Annotated in this window: 17 protein-coding genes and 9 tRNA genes; 7 read left to right on the top strand and 19 right to left on the bottom strand. The window is 43.9% G+C overall.

Annotated elements, in window-relative coordinates:
• Positions 1-5 precede the first annotated feature (5 nt).
• A complete protein-coding gene (gene queG / locus FIV01_RS01425) occupies positions 6-1,118 on the top strand; it encodes a tRNA epoxyqueuosine(34) reductase QueG (RefSeq protein ID WP_152429412.1) in 1,113 nt (370 codons plus the stop codon).
• A 616-nt stretch (positions 1,119-1,734) separates the two neighbouring features.
• Here the strand turns inward: queG and FIV01_RS01420 are convergent.
• The 10 genes from FIV01_RS01420 to orn form a co-directional block, all read right to left on the bottom strand.
• Positions 1,735-1,811, bottom strand: a tRNA-Met gene (locus FIV01_RS01420).
• A 292-nt stretch (positions 1,812-2,103) separates the two neighbouring features.
• Positions 2,104-2,193 (bottom strand) — tRNA-Gly (locus FIV01_RS01415).
• Positions 2,194-2,229: 36 nt separating this feature from the next.
• Positions 2,230-2,305 (bottom strand) — tRNA-Gly (locus tag FIV01_RS01410).
• Positions 2,306-2,358: 53 nt separating this feature from the next.
• Positions 2,359-2,435 (bottom strand) — tRNA-Met (locus FIV01_RS01405).
• Between the two features lie 166 nt (positions 2,436-2,601).
• A tRNA-Gly gene (locus FIV01_RS01400) sits at positions 2,602-2,677 on the bottom strand.
• 53 nt (positions 2,678-2,730) lie between these two features.
• A tRNA-Met gene (locus FIV01_RS01395) sits at positions 2,731-2,807 on the bottom strand.
• 166 nt (positions 2,808-2,973) lie between these two features.
• Positions 2,974-3,049: transfer RNA gene (locus FIV01_RS01390), tRNA-Gly, on the bottom strand.
• 53 nt (positions 3,050-3,102) lie between these two features.
• Positions 3,103-3,179 (bottom strand) — tRNA-Met (locus FIV01_RS01385).
• 40 nt (positions 3,180-3,219) lie between these two features.
• Positions 3,220-3,309: transfer RNA gene (locus FIV01_RS01380), tRNA-Asp, on the bottom strand.
• 179 nt (positions 3,310-3,488) lie between these two features.
• A complete protein-coding gene (gene orn / locus FIV01_RS01375; protein WP_152429411.1) occupies positions 3,489-4,034 on the bottom strand; it encodes an oligoribonuclease in 546 nt (181 codons plus the stop codon).
• Between the two features lie 109 nt (positions 4,035-4,143).
• On the opposite strand from orn, the gene rsgA reads away from it, so the two are divergent.
• The 5 genes from rsgA (at position 4,144) to FIV01_RS01350 (ending at position 10,996) form a co-directional block, all read left to right on the top strand.
• Positions 4,144-5,199, top strand: coding sequence for a small ribosomal subunit biogenesis GTPase RsgA (rsgA, locus tag FIV01_RS01370; RefSeq protein WP_152429410.1), 1,056 nt, complete (start codon positions 4,144-4,146; stop codon positions 5,197-5,199).
• Between the two features lie 102 nt (positions 5,200-5,301).
• Positions 5,302-6,168, top strand: a complete 867-nt coding sequence (asd, locus tag FIV01_RS01365) for an archaetidylserine decarboxylase (protein ID WP_152429409.1) — start codon at positions 5,302-5,304, stop codon at positions 6,166-6,168.
• Positions 6,169-6,336: 168 nt separating this feature from the next.
• A complete protein-coding gene (locus FIV01_RS01360) occupies positions 6,337-7,755 on the top strand; it encodes an SLC13 family permease (protein ID WP_152429408.1) in 1,419 nt (472 codons plus the stop codon).
• A gap of 296 nt (positions 7,756-8,051) precedes the next feature.
• Complete coding sequence (gene gpmM / locus FIV01_RS01355) at positions 8,052-9,584, top strand: 2,3-bisphosphoglycerate-independent phosphoglycerate mutase (protein ID WP_152429407.1); 1,533 nt, start codon at positions 8,052-8,054, stop codon at positions 9,582-9,584.
• 272 nt (positions 9,585-9,856) lie between these two features.
• Positions 9,857-10,996, top strand: coding sequence for a murein hydrolase activator EnvC family protein (locus FIV01_RS01350; protein ID WP_152429406.1), 1,140 nt, complete (start codon positions 9,857-9,859; stop codon positions 10,994-10,996).
• Positions 10,997-11,004: 8 nt separating this feature from the next.
• On the opposite strand, the gene FIV01_RS01345 is transcribed toward FIV01_RS01350, so the two are convergent.
• From FIV01_RS01345 to nudC, 4 genes are all read right to left on the bottom strand, one after another.
• Positions 11,005-11,964, bottom strand: a complete 960-nt coding sequence (locus FIV01_RS01345; protein ID WP_152429405.1) for a DHH family phosphoesterase — start codon at positions 11,962-11,964, stop codon at positions 11,005-11,007.
• 72 nt (positions 11,965-12,036) lie between these two features.
• Positions 12,037-12,672 (bottom strand): TetR/AcrR family transcriptional regulator, encoded by a 636-nt coding sequence (locus FIV01_RS01340; RefSeq protein WP_152429404.1) that lies wholly within the window; start codon positions 12,670-12,672, stop codon positions 12,037-12,039.
• Positions 12,673-12,942: 270 nt separating this feature from the next.
• Complete coding sequence (gene hemE, locus FIV01_RS01335) at positions 12,943-14,010, bottom strand: uroporphyrinogen decarboxylase (RefSeq protein ID WP_152429403.1); 1,068 nt, start codon at positions 14,008-14,010, stop codon at positions 12,943-12,945.
• Positions 14,011-14,301: 291 nt separating this feature from the next.
• Positions 14,302-15,081 (bottom strand): NAD(+) diphosphatase, encoded by a 780-nt coding sequence (gene nudC, locus FIV01_RS01330; protein WP_152429402.1) that lies wholly within the window; start codon positions 15,079-15,081, stop codon positions 14,302-14,304.
• A gap of 178 nt (positions 15,082-15,259) precedes the next feature.
• Here nudC and rsd point away from each other — a divergent pair, with 178 nt between their 5' ends.
• Positions 15,260-15,754, top strand: coding sequence for a sigma D regulator (gene rsd / locus FIV01_RS01325; RefSeq protein ID WP_152431622.1), 495 nt, complete (start codon positions 15,260-15,262; stop codon positions 15,752-15,754).
• Positions 15,755-15,845: 91 nt separating this feature from the next.
• Here the strand turns inward: rsd and rpoC are convergent, their stop codons facing one another.
• From rpoC to rplA, 5 genes are all read right to left on the bottom strand, one after another.
• Positions 15,846-20,048: a DNA-directed RNA polymerase subunit beta' gene (gene rpoC / locus FIV01_RS01320; RefSeq protein ID WP_114788011.1), complete on the bottom strand. Its 4,203-nt coding sequence runs from the start codon at positions 20,046-20,048 to the stop codon at positions 15,846-15,848.
• 75 nt (positions 20,049-20,123) lie between these two features.
• On the bottom strand, positions 20,124-24,152 hold the full coding sequence (gene rpoB, locus FIV01_RS01315; protein ID WP_152429401.1) for a DNA-directed RNA polymerase subunit beta: 4,029 nt from the start codon (positions 24,150-24,152) through the stop codon (positions 20,124-20,126).
• A gap of 232 nt (positions 24,153-24,384) precedes the next feature.
• Positions 24,385-24,753, bottom strand: a complete 369-nt coding sequence (gene rplL, locus FIV01_RS01310) for a 50S ribosomal protein L7/L12 (protein WP_006957113.1) — start codon at positions 24,751-24,753, stop codon at positions 24,385-24,387.
• Positions 24,754-24,810: 57 nt separating this feature from the next.
• Positions 24,811-25,305, bottom strand: coding sequence for a 50S ribosomal protein L10 (rplJ, locus tag FIV01_RS01305; RefSeq protein WP_114788009.1), 495 nt, complete (start codon positions 25,303-25,305; stop codon positions 24,811-24,813).
• A 276-nt stretch (positions 25,306-25,581) separates the two neighbouring features.
• Positions 25,582-26,283 carry a 50S ribosomal protein L1 gene (rplA, locus tag FIV01_RS01300; protein WP_152429400.1) on the bottom strand — a complete coding sequence of 234 codons (702 nt, stop codon included), beginning with the start codon at positions 26,281-26,283 and terminating at the stop codon, positions 25,582-25,584.
• Position 26,284: the final 1 nt, after the last annotated feature.

The raw sequence follows: 26,284 nt of genomic DNA, 5'->3' as shown, positions 1-26,284 counted from the left end.
TTAGAATGAACTATCACGAGCTAGCAAACAAGATCAAAATCTGGGCAAAAGAGCTTGGTTTTCAAAAAGCGGGAATTTGTGATGTTGACTTGAAAGACCATGAATCTAACTTGCAAAGCTGGTTAGATGCAGGATACCACGGAGAAATGGACTGGATGGCTCGCCATGGTATGAAGCGAGCTCGCCCTCATGAGCTCGTTCCAGGCACCTTGCGAGTGATCAGTGTTCGTATGGATTATCTCCCGCCTGAAGCTCAATTTGCAGCAAATCTAGCACAACCAAATCATGCATATATCAGCCGTTACGCACTTGGGCGAGACTATCATAAACTGTTGCGAAATCAGTTAAAGAAGCTTGGGCAAAAGATAGAGCATGAGGTTGGACAATACGGCTATCGTCCCTTTGTCGACTCAGCTCCGATACTAGAGCGTCCGCTAGCTCAAAAAGCAGGTTTAGGTTGGACTGGTAAACACTCTCTTCTTCTCGACAAAGACTGTGGCTCTTGGTTCTTCTTAGGGGAACTGCTTGTCGACTTACCATTACCAGTAGACCTGCCCCACAAAGGGGACTGTGGTAAATGCTCTTCTTGTATCAGCTCCTGCCCTACCCAAGCTATCGTAGCAGAGGGCGTCGTTGACGCTAGGCGCTGTATTTCTTATCTGACAATCGAACATGATGGCGTCATTCCAGAGGAATTTCGCAAACCAATGGGTAATCGTATATACGGTTGTGATGACTGCCAGCTCGTATGCCCATGGAATCGTTTTGCTAACTTGACTAATGAGGAGGATTTTCATCGCAGAGAAGCTCTGTTATCGCCTGATCTAGTAAATCTTTTTAATTGGGACGAGCAAACCTTCCTAAAAAATATGGAGGGGTCAGCAATAAGAAGGATAGGTCATATGCAGTGGCTACGGAATTTATCAATTGCTATGGGTAATGCTCCGTATTCGGCAGATATTATTCATGCCCTCAAACAACGGCTCGGGATGAGCACAATATTGGATGAACATATTAATTGGGCAATTGAGCAACAAATCACACAAATCCCTATATCTTCGACTAAGATTGATAGGCTGATACGAATAGTGCAGAAAGGATTACCAAGAGACGCGTAAATGTTTCATTTTTTCAATGGTAATAACTTGACCTAGGTCTAAAGATATGAAATGTGGAAAAAGCAAAATTTGAATGATTGTTTTCTCTCATATACAGAAGTTAATCACATTTACCGCAAATGACCAAGATCAAGAAACATGCAATTATTGATCAAGCAAACAGACTTCAAAAACAGCCTAAAAAACCACAAAGCCCTTTATATACATAGATTTAAAAAAGATTTAAGAACTCAAAGAAAAAAAACACAACACAAATGATCGTCAAAAATCTCTACAAATATCAGTAAATAATCAGGTTATTCACCAGATTATCCACAAAAAACAACCTGTGGATAAGTCTGTTAATCTTTTGAGCAAATCCAGTCCAAATAAGGCCTAAACTAAAACAAAAATATGCCGATCTTGTTGAGCTTTAACACATAGGAAAAGCGCTAATTTTAATCTCAACGAATTATTACACTGATGGGTTTATGCTTCTCAGCATGGAAAAAGAGCAGCTAACTCTGCCACATTGAGTTCAGAGTCTAAGAAGAATTTTGATAGAAATACAGGCTCATTTATTAATGAACAGTGCATTCTACTAAGGAAATTACTATTAAAATTTTTGCCTGAAATTTGGTTGCGGGGGCCGGATTTGAACCGACGACCTTCGGGTTATGAGCCCGACGAGCTACCAAGCTGCTCCACCCCGCGTCCGTATTTTCACCATTAAAGCATTATGACAGCTACAATTTGGAGCGACACACGAGGTTCCCTATTCATAATAAAAAGGCGTGACCTCAACCTTGACAAGGTTGCGCTCTAATAACTGAGCGAGTGTCGCTTGCTTCACCATTAAGTATGATGACAACTACAAATTTGGAGCGACACACGAGGTTCCCTATTCATAATAAAAAGGCGTGACCTCAACCTTGGCAAGGTTGCGCTCTAATAACTGAGCGAGTGTCGCTTGCTTCACTATTAAGTATGATGACAACTACAAATTTGGAGCGACACACGAGGTTCCCTATTCATAATAAAAAGGCGTGACCTCAACCTTGGCAAGGTTGCGCTCTAATAACTGAGCGACTGTCGCTTGCTTCACCATTAAGTATGATGACAACTACAAATTTGGAGCGACACACGAGGTTCGAACTCGTGACCTCAACCTTGGCAAGGTTGCGCTCTACCAACTGAGCTAGTGTCGCAGATTTTATGAATTACAAACTCCTAAGAGTAAGCGATTCACAACATCTTAATTTGGTTGCGGGGGCCGGATTTGAACCGACGACCTTCGGGTTATGAGCCCGACGAGCTACCAAGCTGCTCCACCCCGCGTCCGTATTTTCACCATTAAAGCATGATGACAGCTGTAGTTTGGAGCGACACACGAGGTTCCCTATTCATAATAAAAAGGCGTGACCTCAACCTTGGCAAGGTTGCGCTCTAATAACTGAGCGAGTGTCGCTTGCTTCACCATTAAGTATGATGACAACTACAAATTTGGAGCGACACACGAGGTTCGAACTCGTGACCTCAACCTTGGCAAGGTTGCGCTCTACCAACTGAGCTAGTGTCGCAGATTTTATGAATTACAAACTCCTAAGAGTAAGCGATTCACAACATCTTAATTTGGTTGCGGGGGCCGGATTTGAACCGACGACCTTCGGGTTATGAGCCCGACGAGCTACCAAGCTGCTCCACCCCGCGTCCGTATTTTCACCATTAAAGCATGATGACAGCTGTAGTTTGGAGCGACACACGAGGTTCCCTATTCATAATAAAAAGGCGTGACCTCAACCTTGGCAAGGTTGCGCTCTAATAACTGAGCGAGTGTCGCTTGCTTCACCATTAAGTATGATGACAACTACAAATTTGGAGCGACACACGAGGTTCGAACTCGTGACCTCAACCTTGGCAAGGTTGCGCTCTACCAACTGAGCTAGTGTCGCAGATTTTATGAATTACAAACTCCTAAGAGTAAGCGATTCACAACATCTTAATTTGGTTGCGGGGGCCGGATTTGAACCGACGACCTTCGGGTTATGAGCCCGACGAGCTACCAAGCTGCTCCACCCCGCGTCCGTATTTTCACCATTAAAGCATGATGACAGCTGTAGTTTGGAGCGACACACGAGGTTCCCTATTCATAATAAAAAGGCGTGGCCTCAACCTTGACAAGGTTGCGCTCTATCAACTGAGCGAGTGTCGCATTCACAACGTTTACGTCGTGTAGGGCTGCGAATTATAAGAGCATTTTTTTGTGATGCAAGTCCTTACAGTAAAAAAAACTGTTTTTTTTTCCGTTTGATGAAAAAGAACACAAAACTAAGTAAATCTAATTCTATAAAGATTGTTTAATGACTTGCAACAGCGTGAAATAACAGTCTGTTATATTTTGAAAACCGTTTGTCGATAATATTTCAGTTCAGCGATTGACTCACGTATATCATCCAAGGCCAAGTGACTTCCCGATTTAGAAAAGCCGGTCAGTATTTGTGAATCCCAACGACGTGTTAGTTCTTTTATGGTGCTGACGTCGATATAGCGATAATGAAAATACTCTTCGAGTTGTGGCATGTGTTGGTAAAGAAAGCGTCTGTCTTGTCCAACACTGTTACCACAGATAGGGGAAGCGCCTTTAGGAACCCATTTCTCTAGGAATTTTATAGTTTGTTCACTGGCTTCTTGCTCAGTGACTTTACTCGCTTTGACTCTCGCCACTAACCCACTACCTGTGTGTGTTCTAACGCACCACTCATCCATTTTGGCAAGTTCTTCTTCGGGTTGATGGATAGCAAGTACTGGCCCTTGAGCTAGAATGTTTAATTCGCTATCAGTAACTATGGTAGCAATTTCAATGACTTTATGTGTGTCAGGGTCTAAACCAGTCATTTCTAGATCAATCCAAATTAAATTTTGATCGCTAAAGGACATAAATCGTTGCCTATTGGTTTTATGCTAAAAAAGGTACTATACCCAAATTCTGATCCTCAGGATAGATAACCTAGGGGTCATCTAGTTCAATATAGTTAAGTAGACAATTGTGGCAAAAAAGAAAAAGCTGACCAAAGGTCAAGTCCGACGAGTACGAAACAATCAAAAACGCAAACTGACCAAAGAAGAGACCTTTCAGTGGGAAGAGTCTATGCTGTGTCCCGCACAAAAAGGATTGGTAATTACTCGCTTCGGTCAACACGCCGATATTGAAGATCTTGATAGTGGACAAGTGCATCGCTGTAATTTACGACGCGGCATTGAAACTCTCGTATCGGGGGATAAAGTTATCTGGAGGCCAGGTCTTGAATCTATGGAAGGCATAAATGGTGTGGTAGAAGCTGTGGAACCACGTAGCTCGGTTTTAACTCGTCCGGATTACTATGATGGTTTAAAACCCGTCGCTGCCAATGTAGAACAGATGATAATTGTCTCCTCTGTGCTTCCAGAGCTGTCTCTTAATATCATCGACCGCTACTTAGTTGCAGCAGAAACACTCAAAATAGTCCCGTTATTGGTACTCAACAAAATCGACCTTTTGGAAACCAAGCAGCGCATTCAATACCAGCAATGGTTAGAAGGATATCAACGCATTGGCTATAAAGTACTACTAGTAAGTAAACAAACTGGAGACGGCATTACCGAACTCGAAACTGAACTAAAAAATAAAGTAAATATTTTCGTTGGTCAATCAGGTGTCGGTAAATCAAGCTTAGTCAATGCATTAATGCCCGACTTCAATGTCGAGGAGGGCGAGATTTCGCAAAACTCTGGTTTAGGTCAGCATACAACGACAGCTTCTCGTTTGTACCACATCCCAACTGGCGGCGATTTGATCGATTCCCCAGGCGTTCGAGAGTTCGGTCTTTGGCATTTAGCAGCAGAAGAAGTTACCAAAGCATTTATTGAGTTCAGGCCTTATTTAGGTGGATGTAAGTTTCGAGATTGTAAGCATAAAGATGATCCTGGATGCGCACTGAGAGAAGGTGTCGATAATAACGAAATCAGTGAAACACGATTTGAGAACTATCATCGAATTCTCGATAGCATGGTAGAGGTGAAAGCTAATCGTCAGTATTCAAGGAACAAAAAAGCAGACCTCTAAAACGAAATAAACGACTGGGAGTGCTGACTTTACTAGTAAAGTTGAGTAGTATCTCACGCCCAAAAGCAAGTAATCATTCGGTTAACATTGGAATACATGACAATGGATAAAATCAAAGTTGGACTACAGTATTGGATCCCTAAACACGCTTTGACGCGTTTAGTCGGCAAACTCGCATCGGCCGAAGCTGGTGGTCTAACAACCGCAGTTATTCGCTGGTTTATCAAACAATACAATGTCAATATGGATGAGGCGAAGTACTCAGACCCTAAACACTTCAAGACCTTCAATGAATTTTTTGTTCGTGAGTTAAAGGAAGATGCCCGCCCGATTTGTTCTCAAAAAGATATTCTTACTCATCCTGCTGATGGCTGTGTAAGTCAGTTTGGACCTATCCTCGATGGAAAATTGATTCAAGCCAAAGGACACAATTACACCACTCAGGAATTGCTAGGTGGAGATGCTAAACTGGCAACAGAATTTACCGATGGTAACTTTGCTACCATTTATCTTTCGCCGCGTGATTATCACAGAGTCCATATGCCATGCGACGCAACTCTGCGCCAAATGATTTATGTACCTGGTGACCTATTTTCAGTTAACCCCCTCACCGCTGAAAATGTTCCTAACTTGTTCGCCCGTAATGAGCGCGTAGTGTGTATTTTTGATACCGAATTCGGTCCTCTGGCTCAAGTTTTAGTCGGTGCTACCATTGTTGGCAGTATTGAGCAAACATGGGCAGGAACTATCACTCCTCCTCGCGGCAATACCGTCTACAAGTGGGATTACCCAAGCGAAGGTGCTCGCTCTATTGTGTTAAAGAAAGGCCAAGAAATGGGACGCTTTAAACTAGGCTCGACTGTGATTAATCTCTTCGCAAAAGATAGTGTTAAGTTCGATGACTCGATGGCCAACGGCCACTCTACCGTGATGGGAACACCCTACGCGTCAATCACATCAAATAAGTAATCTCAGTTCTATACAATTAACGCTCTGATTTGCAGGGCGTTTTTTGATCTAGGGCAAAGTCACTACAAACAGCGTGCTCACACGTGCAAACTTTTATCCAAGTCTAATACCTTAACATTAAGATTCTTTATCCTAGGAAACATGTTGACCTAGCTTGGTTAAATCTGCATGCCTAAACACGCCCGAATACTCACCGCTAAACTAATATTTTGCTTTGCATTACCACTATTTGTTTTACTTTTACCAACAGAGCACATGCCTATCGAGGATCTCACTCTCGTACAACACCGACTTTTAGGTATATTTTTATTAGCAGCGCTTCTTTGGATTCTAGAACCAGTACCTGTATTTGCGACCTCAGTGCTTATTATTGCTCTTGAACTTATCATGCTTTCAGACAAAGGATTACAATTTTTTCGTATTACTAAACCAGAGCAAAGCTTGGGAGAGTTAATCCCATATAGCGATATTTTAAATACCTTTTCCTCACCAATTATTATCCTCTTCATGGGCGGATTCACCCTTGCCATCGCCGCCTCAAAATACGATTTAGATAAAAACTTAGCGCGTGTTCTGCTGCGACCTTTTGGCGCCCAACCCAAATTCATAATGTTGGGTCTAATGTTAATTACTGCCGTTTTTTCGATGTTTATGTCCAATACTGCAACCACAGTAATGATGCTCGCTCTCGTCGGCCCAATTATTGCCCATGCTCAAAAAGAGCAAGTAGGGATCAAGGCGTTAATTCTGTGTATTCCAGTCGCAGCAAATACGGGAGGAATCGCTACCCCCATTGGCTCACCTCCAAATGCAATTGCCCTCCAATACCTAACTGAAGAACACAGTATCGATTTCCTCAGTTGGATGATGATAGGGCTGCCTTTTGTTATTGTTCAACTAATTGCTGCTTGGTTTCTATTACAAAAATTATTTCCGTCTCAAGTTAACTTTCTGATTTTAGAACTCGATGGACAGTTTCAACGCAGCTGGCAAGCCATTGTCGTCTACATAACCTTCGCCAGCACTGTTTTACTCTGGATGACCACCCAAGTTCACGGTATGAATACGTATGTGGTTGCTATGGTTCCTCTGGTGATATTTACATTAACAGGCATCATAGGTAAGACAGAGCTCCAACAAATAAACTGGGATGTACTTTGGTTAGTGGCCGGAGGCATCGCCATCGGTATGGCACTCGATAAAACAGGACTAGCTGAAGTGCTTGCCAATGCGGTTGATTACCCGTCTCTTGCGCCAATAAGCCTAGTGATCACTTTATCCATCATTTGTTGGTTAATGGCGAATTTTATGTCGAATACAGCAACAGCAAACCTACTCATGCCAATTGCAGCTGCTATTGGCACTTCAATGGATAACCTTACTTCTATTGGCGGTCTACAAGGGCTTATGGTGGTAGTTGCCTTCTCCGCGTCTCTTGGCATGATTCTACCAGTTTCGACTCCGCCTAATTCACTCGCTTATTCAACGGGATTAATCGAAAGTAAAGATATGGCAAAAGTTGGGGCGATATTGGGTATTCTAGGCTTGCTCATCACTTATACTGGCGTCATCTTACTGGGAGGATGATAAACTCAAGCAGAGAACGTTGATTAATAGTCAAATTCAATCATATGGGTATCATTAGTTAAGCTCTATTAGAGTAATCGATAATAACCGCTTTAACTTTCTTTTTTTTCAGCGACAATAGCCTTATAGATAGGAAACCTTAACTCACCAAAGTCACAGCAAAAGAATAGGTGAAAGATAACAACATAACTTCCCCAATAATCTTTGATCTTTACCTACAGTTTTGGCTAAAAAGTGTAGTAAAATTACGCTAATTTTGTTTCCTAAGTTACTTTGAATTTGACGAGGACATCACTATGTCAGCTAAGAAACCATTGGCTCTTGTAATTCTTGATGGGTATGGACACCGAGAAGATACGGCCAGCAACGCTATTGCGAATGCTCATACACCGGTAATCGATAGCCTACTCGCTAACAACCCTAACACCTTGATTTCAGCGTCTGGCCTTGATGTCGGCCTACCTGATGGACAGATGGGGAACTCTGAAGTGGGCCATACCAATATTGGCGCTGGACGAGTTGTGTATCAAGATCTCACCCGAATCTCAAAATCTATCGCTGATGGTGAATTTGAGCACACTCCAGCACTCGTTGAAGTCATCAATGCAGCGGTAAAAGCGGATAAAGCGGTTCATATTATGGGACTCATGTCTCCTGGCGGTGTCCATTCTCACGAAGATCACATCTATGCCGCAGTAGAAATGGCTGCCAAACAAGGCGCAAATAAAATTTACCTACATTGTTTCTTAGATGGCCGTGATACCCCGCCAAGAAGTGCAGAAAACTCACTTAAGCGTTTTGACGAACTATTCGAACGCCTCGGCAAAGGGAGAATCGCTTCTCTCGTTGGCCGATACTACGCTATGGATCGTGACAACAACTGGGAACGTGTTGAGGTAGCTTACGATCTATTAACACAAGCGAAAGCTGAATTCCAATCCAGTTCGGCTGTTGCAGGGTTACAAGCTGCGTATGAACGTGGCGAGAATGACGAGTTTGTTAAAGCAACATCAATCAAAACAGCAGAGCAAGAAGAAGCACTGATGCAAGAGGGAGATGCGGTCATCTTTATGAACTACAGAGCCGACCGAGCCCGTCAAATTACCCGTGCTTTTGTTCCAGAGTTTGAAGGTTTCACTCGCAACGTTTTCCCTAACATCCACTTTGTGATGCTTACACAATACGCAGCGGATATTCCACTTTCTATCGCCTTCCCACCAGCATCTTTGGAAAACACCTATGGTGAGTGGCTATCGAAGCAACGTCATACTCAATTGCGCATATCAGAAACAGAAAAATACGCTCACGTTACTTTTTTCTTCAACGGTGGTGTTGAAACAGAATTTGAAGGTGAAGAACGACAACTAGTCGCTTCTCCTAAGGTCGCAACCTACGACTTACAACCTGAAATGAGCTCAGCAGAATTGACAGAGAAAATGGTCGCGGCTATTAATTCTGGGAACTACGATACCATCATATGCAATTACCCAAATGCAGATATGGTTGGCCACACAGGTGTATATGAAGCAGCTAAATCAGCTATTGAAGCGCTTGATAGCAGCTTAGGTAAAGTTGTTGAAGCGATACAAAAAGTCGGTGGACAAATGCTCATCACCGCAGACCATGGCAACGCCGAGATGATGGTAGATCCAGAGACAGGCGGGACCCACACTGCGCATACCAATCTTCCTGTACCACTGATTTATGTTGGCGACAAACAGATTGAGTTTAAACAGGGAGGTAAACTCTCTGATCTAGCTCCAACTATGCTGTCACTTGCTGGCCTTTCTATTCCTCAAGAAATGACAGGTGAAGTGTTAATCAAATAACCTTTAAGACTCAAAACAAAGGCCTGCTGACCTAAATATTATTCATGCCGGATGCAGGCCTTTGCGCCATACTGCCCATCGTGCAGTGCTGAGTGAGTTAGCACTCTTTTTTGACCAAAATTCAATATTTAAATGCCCGAAGAAGCACTTTATATCTCACCAATATCTCGTTTTTATCTGCCGATAAACAAGTTTTGACATTACTCTTTCTTCGTGGGAACGTGTTTGGTTATACTGACTGTCAAACAAGGACTGAGGATTTCCCCTTTCGCATGGCAATACGGCAATCAAGACAAACACTAGCCTTACCTATACTTGCTGGATTGGTATGTCTCATTTTGGTCTCACTCGCCTTTCCAACATGGTCTGCCTCACCCAATGAGCTTAAAGGGGTCAGCAATGAAATTTCAAGGCAGAGGCAGTCGCTCAGCTCTCAACAGAAAAAGCTCGACACTCTTAATAAATCTCTAAAAAGGCAAGAACTCAGTATTGTCCGCTTAGAAAAAGAGATCAAGAAAGCCAAAGCATCGCTGCATAAAACCAATCAAAGTATCTCTGCGCTGGAAAAGCGTATCGCTTCATTAGAAAAGCAAAAACGACAACAAACTGAAGTTCTTGCAGAGCTTTTGCAAACCTATTATGCAACACAAAGAGCGAAATCATCAGCTAACATGCTTAATCAAAGTGTCGAGGAAGACAGGATAAGTCAATACTTTCAATACTTAGCCAAGAAACGAGCTGTAACCATTGCCCAGATAGAAAAAACCGTCAGTGAGCTGACCAAAAGCGAAACACAGCTAAAACTTGAGCAGCAACAAATTACCAGTTTACTCGATGAACAAGAGCAAACTCGCAGACGCCTTACCAAAGAGCAATCGAAACGGAAGGGGACTCTGAGTAATATCAAGAAGAACATTTCTAGTGACAAAGTCTATCTGACAGAGCTTCAACGTAATGAGACAAGGCTAAAAGCCGAAATAGCTAAAGCAGCTAAACGCAATACGCCAATACCTATGGATGGTTTGGCCAAACAAAAAGGCCGTCTTCCTTGGCCAATTAAAGGGACAGTTCTGCATAATTACGGCTCTCGTCAAACAGGACAAATTAATTGGAAAGGCATGGTGATTAACGCAGCTTATGGACAAGCTATAAAAGCTGTTTACTCTGGAACCGTGGTATTTTCAGACTATTTAAGAGGGTATGGTTTAGTGATCCTGCTCGATCATGGTAAGGGTGATATGACTTTATATGGCTTTAACCAAAGTTTGCTCAAGAAAGAAGGCGATAAAATCTCTGCAGGGGAAACCATTGCGCTTGCAGGAGACACTGGTGGTCAGTCAAAAGCCTCACTTTATTTCGAAATCAGGCGCAACAGTAAGGCTCAAGATCCCAGAGCTTGGCTTGCTCGATAATGAAAACCCTATTGGCCATAAAATTTTTCCACTTTAGATATAAGTGTCGGTAGTTGCACTTTGCTCAAGGTATTAATACCACCAGATCCTGCACGCCCTCCCCCCGAAATAAACTGCGCACACAAGTCTCCAGCACCACATCTATTATTACTGGGAGCGCGCAGTGACACTTTAAAGCTTCCATCTTGATTATGGGTAAGGACAATATGCGCCAAGTCAGGAGATTGATTGGATAGCCAGTTTCCATACACCCCGCTAATACGCCTTGAAGCCGAGCTATCGGGCAGCTCAACGACCAAAAGGCAATGGCTTTGATACAAAGGCGGTATTGAAGTCACTTGGTTAAAATCTTGCTGATACGACTCGCGCAGCACGGGATAAGGAGACAAGGGATCGCCGATCACCGCAAAAGGATTTTCATAAGCCAGTAGCCTTCGATACAATTCATCGGGTAGGAAGTTTAAATCCTCTAAAGAAGCGCCATAACCATTATAATTAATTAACTTTCCTAGCTCGCTTAGCTGCGCTCTTTCAGCTTTATCTAATCCTGCTGCGATCGCGAGCTCATCAGCCTTGGCACATAGATTATCACCATACGCAGCGACAATCGCCCAATGATGATACCTTCCTCTAAGTAACTTATCTATGATCAAAGCCGTACATACATTGGCATCCAAATCAATATGCGCGTCTAGGTTAGGATCTTGAGGTATGCCTCCTGCTTGATGGTGGTCTGCGTAAAATACCGATGCGCCACTAGCTAATATCTGCTTTAGCCCAGCCATATTGCTTCGCATGGATATGTCTAATACGGTTAGAGTATCTCCCAAACGGCAATGCAAGGCATCCAAAAGCTTGATATCTCGCTTCAATCCAGTGACCAAGACAGCCTTTTTAGGTGCAGCTAAGCGAAGTTGAAGTAGTGATATGATGCCATCAGCATCACCATTAAACACGTCGTAATGCATAAAAACCCCTTAACGATCATTATGACACTTTAAGAGGTTTTCTGGGTTTATGACAATTACATTTGGTTATGGTTAAGCATGAATCGCTTTAACACCATCCTCAAGCAGTTGTAGTTGCTCTAGACCTTGAGGTGTCGCTTTGGGTTTTACTACCGCAATCATCTGCAGCATGCCTTGATGGATTATCTGTTCGGTAATGTGCGTTTTTTGCGACATTGCAGAGCGGTAACCGAGCCAACTAGAAGCAATCATGTGTAAAGTGGTAACTAAAGGTTTCATTTCATGTTCTTCCACGGCAAGCAACTCAAGGTCAACAAAAGAACGCATAATATTGACTAAGTTGGTCTGCAACTTTTCTTGAACCAGAATATATTCTTCATGTAATTGTTCGTCTCTTTGCAAAATTTCAGGAAGATTGGCATAGAAAAAACGGTACTTCCACATTAACTTGAAGATGGAGTCTAGGTAGTGTTTAAGCAAGACCAAACTTTCTTGCTGTCCGTGAATTGGTGAGAAACGCTCTAGTAACTCGTTGGAATAAAGGGCGAAAATTTCACGCACAATTTCCTGCTTATTACGAAAATGGTAATAGAGGTTACCAGGGCTGATATCAATGTGTGCGGCGATATGATTGGTGGTGATATTACGTTCGCCATGTTCATTAAAAAGATTCAATGCGGCAAACACTATTTTGTCACGTGTCTTCATACGTTTCACGTATCCTCTGCAATTAATAATGTCAGTGTAATTTCGGTCGGCCTAACTTTCGAAGCTGATTTGCTCACCTTTACTTTATTCCTTACGCAAACTCATCATTGTCTGATATCACCACTCTACTAGATTCAGTCATGAATCAACAGTGTGAAAACATAAAGCTCAAAGCAGAAATAGTGATATAAAGCATCTTAATAGTTAGATATGCTCAACATACTAACCACAAACTAAAAAGCGCCTGATTAGAACAGACGCTTAAAAAACTTATTGATGAAAGGACTTAGACAGGTCGTGAACCGCGTCAACAAATACCCCAGCGTTTTCCGGTGGAACATCAAGGTGGATACCATGTCCTAGGTTAAATACATGACCAGTCCCTCTATCCCCAAAGCCTGCTAAAATATCTGCGACTTCTTGGCGAATCCTCTCTGGTGATGCATACAAGATTGAAGGATCCATATTTCCTTGCAGTGCCACTTTATCTCCAACGCGGCGCACAGCTTCTTCGATGTTAATTGTCCAGTCTAAACCAACCGCATCACATCCGGTCGCGGCAATTTTTTCTAACCACATGCCACCATTTTTAGTAAACAAGGTAACGGGTACTCGGCGCCCTTCGTTTTCTCGAATCAGTCCATCAACAATTTTTTCCATGTATTGGAGTGAGAATAAATTGTAATCTCTTGGAGTCAGGACACCACCCCAAGTATCAAACACCATGACAGATTGAGCGCCAGCTTTAATCTGAGCGTTAAGATATTCAATAACACTGTCGGCAAGTTTATCTAACAACATATGCAGTGTTTGTGGCTCTGAATACATCATCCTCTTGATTTTAGTGAAAGCTTTTGAGCTGCCACCTTCGATCATATAAGTTGCCAGCGTCCAAGGACTTCCAGAGAAACCGATCAAAGGTACTTCTCCTTTTAGATCTTTACGGATCTGACGCACGGCATTCATCACATATTGCAATTCGCCTTCCGGATCTGGGATGCCAATTTTTTCAACATCAGCCTTGCAGGTAATAGGGTTGTCAAATACTGGGCCTTCGCCAGCCGCAAAGCGCAACTTTAGACCCATAGCATCTGGAATAGTTAGAATATCTGAAAATAAAATTGCAGCATCAAGAGGGTAACGGCGTAATGGCTGAAGTGTGACTTCTGAGGCCAGCTCAGCATTCTTACACAAAGACATAAAGTCACCAGCCTCAGCTCGAGTCGCTTTATATTCTGGTAGGTAACGTCCTGCCTGACGCATCATCCATACTGGTGTGTAGTCTACTGGTTGCTTTAAAAGAGCACGCAGATAACGATCATTTTTAAGTTCAGTCATTCCGTATTTCCAACTATTGAGCTTTTGTTTAGCGCCGTTATTCTAACACTGTTTAGCCTACAAAAGCGGCATGCTTTGCAACCTGGATCAAGTTATTAACGTTTAAATCAGCGCTTAGTTTGCGCCCAAACTGTAACAGTGTTAAAAATCTCCGTGCTAGCGAAAAATAATAACTATAACCTGAGTACCTGTGACTCAGCATCTCATAACGACATCTTACTTACCCCCTCCCTCTCGGAGGGTTTTTTTTACATTTTACACGGATTCAAGAAGATAAATTCTGGAGTATGTTTATTTAACACATTCCTTAATCGTCTCCTCGATTAACGCTCTTGCAATAGTTCCATGTGGCGCAATAGCAGGTAATGTATCGGCTGAAAACCAACCAAGACTATCAATCTCTGAATCATCTGGCTTCAGTTCTCCTTGTTGGTAATCAGCGAGAAAACCAACCATTAAACTGGATGGAAAAGCCCAAGGTTGGCTGGAAAAATAGCGAATATTGGTAACATCAAGGCCCGTTTCCTCTTTCACTTCTCTTGCAACACATTGCTCAAGAGTTTCACCCACTTCAGCAAACCCTGCGATAACCGTATACATACCATTTCGGTGGCGAGAATGCTGAGCCAATAAGATCTGGTTCCCTTTACGAACAGCCACTATGATGCAAGGAAATATACGTGGGTAATGTAGTGTCCGACAGTCTCCACATTGCATTGTCAGTTGACTGTTGTTGAGATGACTCCTGCCACCACAAAGAGAGCAAAATCTCAGTGTTTGGGTCATGTGACCATACTGAACCGCTTTACTGAGTAATAAAAAAACGCTTTCGGGTAGGCTTAGACACTCACGTAACGGCGTTAGGTGCAGATTTTGTTCAACTTCATCTGCATTTAACCAAATAACAGGCAGATTTTTATACTCACCAATCTTGTGTCCCAGGCCCTGTGGTATAGAAAGCTCTATGGCAGTGCCACAAGGTAATTTGTTGTTAATCAACCATACTTCACTTCCCGACACAAGACACCAGTAGGCTGTCTCTATTGGCTTTCTATCATTTTTGCTTAACATTACCAACCCTCTATACTTGCAGTTCATTCATTTTACTGGCAATCTTAATTCATACCAGAGTTTGTAGTAGAGCGAGTTTCTGGCTATAAACTCTAGTAAGAACGAAAAGTTTTGCTCTACACCGGTTTTGGGAGTCAAAGCGTAATTGTCACTGCAAAAGTGGCTCGATCATGAGGATATGGTCATGCTGAATAAATTCAAACAAACACAAGAACAATGGGGCGGCTCAAGTGATCTGATTGATCACTGGCTAGAAACTAGGCAATCGCTTATCGTAGAATATTGTAAGCTTGCATCACTTCAACCCACTTCTGTAAAAACCACACTTTCTTCACTCCCTACCGCTGATGAGCTACAAGTTTTCTGCCAACATCTCGTCGATTATATCTCTGAAGGGCATTTCAAAATTTATGATATGGTGATGGATAAATGGCGTTCAACTGGCTTTGAAGCAACAGAGGAAATCAATGCAACCTACGGGCGCATTGTTCTTACTACCGATCCACTGCTCAACTTTACCGACAAATACGCTGCGGTTAAAGATGATGAACCTCTCGAGTCTTTTGATAGTGATTTATCGCTAATTGGAGAGATATTGGAAGTCCGTTTTGAAGTAGAGGACCAGCTAATCCAGTTAATTGCGGACAGTCTGGCTGTACCTCCTGGCGCATAATAAAAGATGTATAACTTCCCCCCCTCAAAGTTGTAAACAGAACGAACAAAAAAGGCACCCTAAGGTGCCTTTTTCAACGCTTTACACGCTATTACTCATCAACTGAGAAACCTGCGTTAAGCAAAGCAGCCAAGTTATCTGTTGCTTGTTCAACAGATGGGCCTTCTTGCTCTTCAACACGTTTCGCTTGACGATCTTGGTGGTAAGCGAAACCTGTACCTGCTGGAATCAATCGACCAACAATCACATTTTCTTTCAGACCACGTAGCTCATCACGCTTACCAGAAACTGCTGCTTCTGTTAGTACGCGAGTTGTCTCCTGGAACGATGCCGCTGAAATGAAGGATTCAGTTGCTAGAGACGCCTTAGTGATACCAAGTAATTCGCGTTCAAAGCGTGCAGGTTCTTTACCCTCGGCTTCAAGCTGACGATTAGCAATCTTAACGTTCGCATATTCAACTTGCTCGCCCGCTAGGAACTCTGAGTCACCAGCGAATGTGATTGTACACTTGCGAAGCATTTGACGAACGATAGTCTCAATGTGCTTATCGTTAATCTTAACGCCCTGTAAGCGGTATACTTCCTGAACTTCGTTCGCGATGTACTGAGTAACCGCATGGATACCACGTAAACGTAGAATGTCATGTGGAGACTCTGGGCCATCTGCGATAACATCACCACGTTCAACTTTCTCACCTTCGAAAACGTTGAGCTGACGATGCTTAGGAATCATCTCCTCGTAAGTGTCTCCACCTTCGCGAGTGATCACTAGACGACGCTTACCTTTGGTCTCTTTACCAAAGCTCACAGTACCTGTGTGCTCTGCAAGAATCGCAGGTTCTTTCGGCTTACGAGCTTCAAACAAGTCAGCAACTCGTGGTAGACCACCAGTGATGTCTCGGTTTCCGCCAGATTTCTGAGGTATACGAGCAAGCGTATCACCGACACCAACTTCAGCACCGTCTTCAATGTTAACAATCGCTTTACCAGGTAAGAAGTAATGAGCTGGCATATCCGTACCAGGAATCATTACATCTTTGCCTGCCGCATCAATAAGTTTGATAGCAGGGCGCATGTCTTTACCTGCAGCCGGTCTAGCAGCCGCTTCGGTCACTTCGCTAGAAGACAAGCCTGTTAGGTCATCAGTTTGACGAGAAACCGTTACACCATCAATCATATCAACAAATTGGATACGACCTGCCACTTCAGTGATGATTGGCATAGTGTGAGCTTCCCAGTTCGCTACTGTTTCTCCAGCTTCAACGCCCTCGTTGTCGCCTTTGCTAAGTAGTGAACCGTATGGAAGTTTGTGCTTCTCTTTGGTGCGGCCAAATTCGTCAATAATGGTTAGCTCTGATGCACGAGAAGTGATCACAAGCTTACCTTGCTTGTTAGTTACGAACTTAGCGTTATGCAGCTTAACAGTACCAGTGGTCTTCACTTGAATGCTGTTTTCTGCTGCTGCCGTCGATGCTGCACCACCGATGTGGAACGTACGCATGGTTAACTGTGTACCTGGTTCACCGATAGACTGAGCAGCAATAACACCCACTGCTTCACCTTGGTTAACTAGGTGACCACGTGCAAGATCACGACCATAACACTGTGAACAACAACCGAAGTCTGCATCACAAGTTACCACTGAACGAACTCGGATTTTATCTACTGAGTTGTCTTCCATGATCTGACACCACTTCTCATCAATCAGAGTATTACGTGGAATCAAAACATCTTCGGTGCCTGGCTTAAGAACATCTTCAGCAACTACACGACCAAGAGCTAGCTCAGAAAGTGCAACTTTAACGTCACCACCTTCAATATGAGGCATCATGTCGATACCTTCATGTGTGCCACAATCGTGCTCATGGACAACAACATCTTGCGCGACATCTACTAGACGACGTGTCAGATAACCTGAGTTAGCTGTTTTCAGTGCCGTATCCGCTAGACCCTTACGAGCACCGTGCGTTGAGATAAAGTACTGAAGTACGTTCAAGCCTTCTTTAAAGTTCGCCGTGATCGGGGTTTCGATGATAGAACCATCTGGACGCGCCATCAGACCACGCATACCGGCAAGCTGACGAATCTGAGCAGCAGAACCACGAGCACCTGAGTCAGCCATCATGTAGATGCTGTTGAACGACTCTTGCTGTTCGCCTTCACCTTCACGGTTAACCACTGTCTCTGATGACAGGTTTTCCATCATCAGTTTTGCAACGCGATCATTGGTCGATGCCCAAATATCGATAACTTTGTTGTAGCGCTCACCCGCGGTAACAAGACCAGATTGGTACTGTTCCTGAATTTCGCGAACTTCTGCTTCCGCTTCTTCGATTTCAGTGTATTTCGCATCTGGTACAACCATGTCGTCGATACCAACAGACACACCTGAAAGCGCTGCGTATGCAAAACCGGTATACATGATTTGGTCAGCAAAGATAACTGTGTCTTTCAGACCTAGTTTACGGTAAGCCTCGTTCAATAGGTGAGAGATTTGCTTCTTACCTAACTTTTGGTTAACGATGCTAAACGGAAGACCAGCAGGCACAATTTGCCACAGCATTGCGCGACCAATAGTTGTATCAACTAGCTTAGTCTCAGTAGTGCTGTTGCCGTCTTCATCTTTAACAGTCTCAGTGATACGGACTTTAACGCGAGCATGCAGCTCTGCAGACTTAGTACGGTATGCTTTCTCAGCTTCTGCTGGGCTAGCAAGGTACATACCTTCGCCTTTAACGTTAATCTTCTCACGCGTCATGTAGTACAGACCCAAAACAACGTCCTGTGAAGGTACGATGATAGGATCACCTGATGCTGGCGACAGAATGTTGTTTGTCGACATCATCAAAGTACGAGCTTCAAGCTGCGCCTCTAGAGTTAGAGGAACGTGAACCGCCATTTGGTCACCATCGAAGTCCGCGTTGTACGCCGCACAAACAAGTGGGTGCAGCTGAATCGCTTTACCTTCGATAAGTACTGGTTCGAACGCCTGAATACCTAGACGGTGAAGTGTCGGTGCACGGTTCAGTAGTACTGGATGTTCACGAATCACTTCATCGAGAATATCCCATACAACCGCTTCTTCACGCTCTACCATCTTCTTCGCAGCTTTGATCGTCGTCGCTAAACCACGAGTCTCAAGTTTGCTGTAGATAAATGGTTTGAATAGCTCAAGTGCCATCTTCTTAGGAAGACCACACTGATGCAGACGAAGGTATGGACCTACTGTGATTACAGAACGGCCAGAGTAGTCTACACGTTTACCTAAAAGGTTCTGACGGAAACGACCTTGTTTACCCTTGATCATATCAGCAAGAGATTTTAGAGGACGCTTGTTCGAACCTGTAATCGCACGACCGCGGCGACCGTTATCTAGAAGTGCATCAACAGACTCTTGTAGCATACGCTTTTCGTTACGTACGATAATGTCCGGAGCAGCAAGCTCTAGTAGACGCTTCAAACGGTTGTTACGGTTGATCACGCGACGGTATAGATCGTTCAGATCTGAAGTCGCAAAACGACCACCATCTAGTGGAACTAGAGGGCGTAGATCTGGCGGAAGTACCGGAAGTACAGTTAAGATCATCCACTCTGGGTTGTTGCCCGATTGAACGAATGCTTCAACTAGCTTCAAGCGTTTAGTGATTTTCTTGCGCTTAGTCTCTGAATTAGTAGACTGAAGCTCTTCACGCATTTCTTCAATTTCGGCCGGAAGATCCATAGACGCAAGTAGGTCTTTGATCGCTTCAGCACCCATCTTAGCCGTGAATTCATCACCCCACTCTTCTAGACGATCTAGATACTCTTCTTCGGTAAGCATCTGAGATTTTTCTAGATCAGTCATACCAGGCTCTGTTACCACGTACATTTCGAAGTAAAGAACACGTTCGATATCACGTAGAGGGATATCCATAAGTAGACCGATACGAGACGGCAATGATTTTAGGAACCAGATGTGAGCAACTGGTGAAGCAAGTTCAATGTGGCCCATACGGTCACGACGAACTTTAGTTTGTGTAACTTCAACGCCACACTTCTCACAGATAACACCACGGTGTTTCAGACGCTTATATTTGCCACAAAGACATTCATAATCTTTAACTGGACCAAAAATACGCGCACAGAACAGACCATCGCGTTCAGGTTTGAACGTACGATAGTTGATCGTTTCAGGTTTTTTAACTTCACCAAAAGACCATGAACGAATCATGTCTGGTGAAGATAGACCGATTTTGATTGCATCAAATTCTTCGGTCTTATGCTGTGCTTTTAGAAAGTTTAATAAGTCTTTCACAATCAGCTCCTGTAAGGAGTTAAAAGGAGCTCACCCGCAAAAGTGAGCACCTTCAACCAAATAACCCCGTGGGGATTACTCTTCGTCTTCTAGCTCGATATTGATACCAAGCGAGCGAATCTCTTTCAACAGTACGTTGAACGATTCTGGCATGCCAGGTTCCATGCTATGGTTGCCATCCACGATGTTCTTATACATCTTGGTACGGCCGTTAACGTCATCTGACTTAACCGTTAGCATTTCTTGTAGGGTGTAAGCAGCACCGTATGCTTCTAGTGCCCATACTTCCATCTCACCGAAACGCTGACCACCGAACTGAGCTTTACCACCCAGCGGTTGCTGAGTAACTAGGCTGTATGAACCAGTAGAACGAGCATGCATCTTGTCATCAACAAGGTGGTTTAGTTTGAGCATATACATGTAACCAACGGTTACAGGACGCTCAAATGCATCACCAGTACGACCATCAAACAGAGTAAGCTGACCAGATTCTGGTAGTTCACCCAGCTTAAGTAGTTCTTTGATTGACTGCTCAGAGGCGCCATCAAAGACTGGTGTTGCGATAGGTAGACCACCACGCAAGTTGTTGACCAAAGTGCGCACTTCATCGTCAGTCAAGGATGCAACATCAACTGTCTGACGAGTTTCGCCTAAGTCGTAAACCTTTTGTAGGAAGTCACGGAACTTAGCCAGCTCTTGCTGCTCTTTCAGCATTTGGTTGATCTTGTCACCAATACCTTTAGCCGCGAGACCTAAGTGGACTTCGAGGATCTGACCTATGTTCATACGAGAAGGTACACCCAGCGGGTTAAGCACGATGTCAACCGGCTGACCTTTCTCATCGTAAGGCATGTCTTCTACAGGGTTGATCTTAGAGATTACACCCTTGTTACCGTGACGACCGGCCATCTTATCGCCTGGCTGAATACGACGTTTAACCGCAAGGTAAACTTTAACGATCTTCAGTACGCCTGGAGCTAAGTCATCACCTTGAGTGATCTTACGACGCTTAGTTTCAAACTTCTTATCGAAGTCAGCTTTTAGCTCATCGTACTGCTCTGCAAGTTGCTCAAGCTTAGTCTGCTGAGCATCGTCGTCTAGCGTTAGCTCTAACCACTTCTTACGGTCAATAGCGTCAAGCTTAGCGTCAGTATAACCACCTTCAACAAGTACAGCTTTAACACGGTTGAGTAGACCACCTTCTAGAATCTGGAATTCTTCAGTAAGGTCTTTCTTCGCTTCTTTTAGCTGCATCTGTTCAATTTCAAGCGCACGTTTGTCTTTTTCAACACCGTCACGAGTGAATACTTGAACATCGATGATGGTACCTGACACTGAGTTTGGTACACGCAGTGAGGTATCTTTAACATCTGATGCTTTTTCACCAAAAATGGCACGCAGTAGCTTCTCTTCTGGAGTCAGCTGAGTCTCGCCTTTTGGTGTGACTTTACCAACAAGGATGTCACCACCCTTAACTTCCGCACCTATGTAAACGATACCTGACTCGTCCAGTTTAGACAGAGCAGACTCACCTACATTTGGAATATCGGCCGTAATTTCTTCAGCACCAAGCTTAGTATCACGTGCAACACAAGATAGCTCTTGAATGTGAATAGTCGTGAAACGGTCTTCTTGAACAACACGTTCAGAAACAAGGATAGAGTCCTCGAAGTTGTAACCATTCCAAGGCATAAATGCGATACGCATGTTCTGACCAAGTGCAAGTTCACCTAAGTCTGTTGAAGGACCATCGGCAAGCACATCGCCACGTGCAACAGGTTCACCAGGCATCACAGTTGGACGCTGGTTGATACACGTGTTTTGGTTTGAACGAGTGTATTTAGTTAGGTTGTAGATATCGATACCCGCTTCACCTGGGATCAGCTCGTCTTCGTTCACTTTCACAACGATACGAGACGCATCTACAGACTGGATAACACCACCACGCTTGGCAACCGCTGTTACACCTGAGTCAACAGCAATATTACGCTCAATACCTGTACCAACAAGAGGCTTATCAGCCTTAAGTGTCGGAACAGCCTGACGTTGCATGTTCGCACCCATCAATGCACGGTTCGCATCATCGTGTTCTAGGAACGGAATAAGCGAAGCAGCGATAGATACTACTTGGTTAGTCGCAACGTCCATGTAATCTACATGGTCACGTGGGTGCAGACCAGATTCACCTTTCTGACGAGCTGTGATCAACTCTTCAGCAAATGTACCTGCTTCAGTCAGTACTGTGTTAGCCTGAGCGATAACGTATTGACCTTCCTGAATAGCAGATAGGTAATCAACTTCGTCTGTTACTACACCATCTACAACACGGCGATATGGTGTCTCTAGGAAACCATACTCATTACAACGTGCGAATGCAGATAGTGAGTTGATAAGACCGATGTTTGGACCTTCAGGCGTTTCGATCGGACATAGACGGCCGTAGTGAGTTACGTGTACGTCTCGAACTTCAAAGCCAGCACGCTCACGCGTTAGACCGCCTGGACCCAATGCAGAGATACGACGCTTATGCGTTACTTCTGATAGAGGGTTGTTTTGGTCCATAAACTGAGACAACTGAGAAGAGCCAAAGAACTCTTTCACTGCCGCAGAAATTGGCTTAGCGTTGATCAAATCTTGTGGCATTACAGCATCTAGATCGCCCAAGCTTAGACGCTCTTTCACTGCACGTTCAACACGTACTAAACCAACACGGAATTGGTTTTCAGCCATTTCACCAACGCTACGTATACGACGGTTACCTAAGTGGTCAATATCGTCGACTTCTCCAATACCGTTACGAATAGCAATGAGCTTCTTCATCACTTCGATGATATCTAGCTCGTCAAGCGTACCTTGCTCTTGTGCGTCTTCGCGCTCAATTGAGCTGTTGAACTTCATACGACCAACAGTCGAAAGATCATAACGCTCTTCAGAGAAGAATAAGCTATCAAATAAGGCTTCAGCGGCTTCTTTTGTTGGCGGCTCACCTGGGCGCATCATGCGGTAGATTTCTACCAAAGCAGAAATACGATCAACAGTACTGTCGATGCGTAGCGTATCTGACATGAATGGGCCGTGGTCTAGATCGTTCGTAAATAGAACTTCTAGTGCTTTGTGGCCAGCTTGAGATAGGTTCGCTAGTGCTTCAAGACTTATCTCTTGGTTAGCAGAAATAATAATCTCACCGGTTGCCTCATTGATATAATCTTTTGATGCAACTCTACCAACTATATACTCAACGGGCACTTCGATATGCTCAACGCCATCTTTTTCAAGTTGACGGATATGGCGTGCAGTTACACGACGGCCCGTTTCTACGTAGACCTTGCCATTAGCTTCGATATCGAATGATGCCGTTTCACCGCGCAAACGATCAGGAACCAGCTCCATAAGAAGAGTCTGGTCTTTAACCTCAAAGTTCACCTTCTCAAAGAAGATGTCTAGGATTTCTTCTGTCGTCTTACCTAGCGCACGAAGAATGATCGATGCAGGCAGTTTACGACGACGGTCAATACGTACATATAAGTTATCCTTAGGATCAAACTCGAAATCAAGCCATGAACCACGGTAAGGAATGATGCGCGCATTGTAGAGAACTTTACCTGAAGAGTGGGTCTTACCCTTATCGCTGTCGAAGAATACACCTGGGCTTCTGTGCAACTGGGATACGATAACCCTCTCGGTACCATTGATAACGAAGGTACCATTGTCTGTCATAAGCGGTATTTCGCCCATGTAGACTTCTTGTTCTTTAATGTCTTTTACAGTACCTGCTGGCGCGTCTTTATCAAAGATGACTAGGCGTAGTTTTACACGTAGTGGTTTTGAATAAGTTACGCCGCGAATTTGACATTCTTTAACATCAAAAACTGGCTCACCAAGACGGTAGCTAACGTATTGCAGCTCGGAATTGCCGTTATAGCTCTGAATTGGAAATACAGAACGGAAAGCAGCTTCAAGACCGTATTGACCTTCAGGATCCTGTTCGATAAATTTCTCGAACGAATCGAGCTGGATCGATAGCAGGTATGGAATGTCCAACACTTGTGGACGAGTACCAAAGTCCTTACGGATGCGCTTTTTCTCGGTATAAGAGTAAACCATGGGGTTCCTCAGCTCGCTGATAAGTGACCCAAACTGTCTAGAGTCATTCGTAGACAGTGACTAACAACTGTTTGACTGTAGTGACATTTCATAAAGCTGTCATGAAATGCTTTTTGCTAGGAACTTGGGTGCTCAAACAGCGGAAAAATCACCCAACCCCTACAGCGCAAAAAGGCCGGTGGTTGTAAAACCACCAGCCATTAGCCGCTAGGGCTAAGAAACTATGCAATAATTACTTAACAGTAACACTTGCACCAGCTTCTTCTAGCTGAGCTTTAAGAGCTTCAGCTTCATCTTTCTCGATGCCTTCTTTAAGAGGTGCAGGAGCGCCGTCAACTAGAGCTTTCGCTTCTTTAAGACCTAGGCCAGTCGCGCCACGTACCGCTTTGATTACAGCAACTTTGTTGCCGCCAGCAGATTCTAGGATTACATCGAATTCAGTTTGCTCAGCAGCAGCTTCGCCACCAGCAGCACCGCCAGCTACAACAGCAGCAGCAGCAGAAACACCGAATTTCTCTTCCATTGCTTCGATTAGTTCAACAACTTGCATTACAGACATTTCTGCAACTGCATCTAGGATTTGCTCGTTAGTAATAGACATAACAATTCTCTTTTAAATCAACAATAAGTTTATTAAGCAACCAGAAAAAAGCAAGGCTTATGCCGCAGCTTCTTCTTTTTGATCGCGTAGTGCTGCGATAGTACGTACCAGCTTGCCTGCAGAAGCTTCTTTCATGCACATCATTAGGCGTGCAATTGCTTCGTCGTAAGTTGGTAGTGTCGCTAGTACTTCAGCGTCAGCTAGCGCACCTTCAAATGCAGCAGCTCTGATCTCGAAGTTTGAATTCTCTTTAGCGAAGTCTTTAAAAAGACGCGCTGCAGCACCTGGGTGCTCATTAGAGAATGCGATTAGAGTAGGACCAGTGAAAGTGTCAGTTAGACACTCGTAGTCTGTACCTTCAACCGCACGACGCATTAGTGTGTTACGAACAACTCGTACATAAACACCCGCTTCACGAGCTTGTTTACGTAGAGATGTCATCGCGCCCACTTCAACGCCACGAGAATCAGCTACAACTGCAGAAAGTGCACCACTGGCAGCTTCGTTGACTTCAGCAACAATTGCTTTTTTGTCTTGAAGGTTTAAAGCCATCTTGGATTTACTCCTGGTTGTCGTTACACCACTCACTATTATCACAACAGTGAGAGTTATTGAGGTGCTTCCCAGAAGAAAGGTAACTATTTACATAGGGCTTTCTGTCAGTTCGGGCACCATCTACGTAGGAAGATTAAGTCATCATTTAATAAAATCAGACACCTACGGTCTTGGACGGAGACTGAATCTTAATTCTTGTAGAACCAAAGTTCAGCCCCAACCACAAATATTAGGCGCGAAATTATACATAAATTTCACGCCTAAGCAAATAAATTATGCTTGAGTGTTCAGGCTAGCCTGATCAACAGCAACACCAGCACCCATAGTAGTAGAGATGCTTACTTTCTGCAGGAATGTACCTTTAGCAGAAGATGGCTTAGCTTTCTTCAGAGCCACTAGAAGTGCTTCTAGATTCTCTTGGATCTGCTGTGCAGAGAAGTTTGCTTTACCGATAGTAGTGTGGATGATGCCGTTTTTGTCGTTACGGTAACGAACCTGACCTGCTTTAGCATTTTTAACTGCTTCAGCAACGTTAGGAGTTACAGTACCAACTTTAGGGTTTGGCATTAGACCGCGAGGACCAAGAATAGTACCTAGCTGACCTACAACGCGCATTGCATCTGGAGAAGCAACAACTACGTCAAAGTTCATTTCGCCTTTCTTCACTTGCTCAGCAAGATCTTCCATACCAACGATGTCTGCGCCAGCTTCTTTAGCTGCTTCAGCGTTAGCACCTTGAGTGAACACTGCAACACGGATTTCGCGGCCAGTACCGTGAGGTAGTACAGTTGCACCACGTACGTTCTGATCAGATTTACGAGCATCGATGCCTAGGTTAACAGCAACATCAACAGACTCAACAAACTTAGCAGTAGCTAGTTCTTGAAGAAGAGCAACAGCTTCGTTGATTTCGTATTCTTTAGTTACGTCAACTTTTTCGCGGATTACGCGCATGCGCTTAGTTAGTTTTGCCATG

Source organism: Vibrio aquimaris, assembly GCF_009363415.1.
Classification (GTDB): domain Bacteria; phylum Pseudomonadota; class Gammaproteobacteria; order Enterobacterales; family Vibrionaceae; genus Vibrio; species Vibrio aquimaris.
This window is presented reverse-complemented; position numbering and strand designations above follow the sequence as displayed.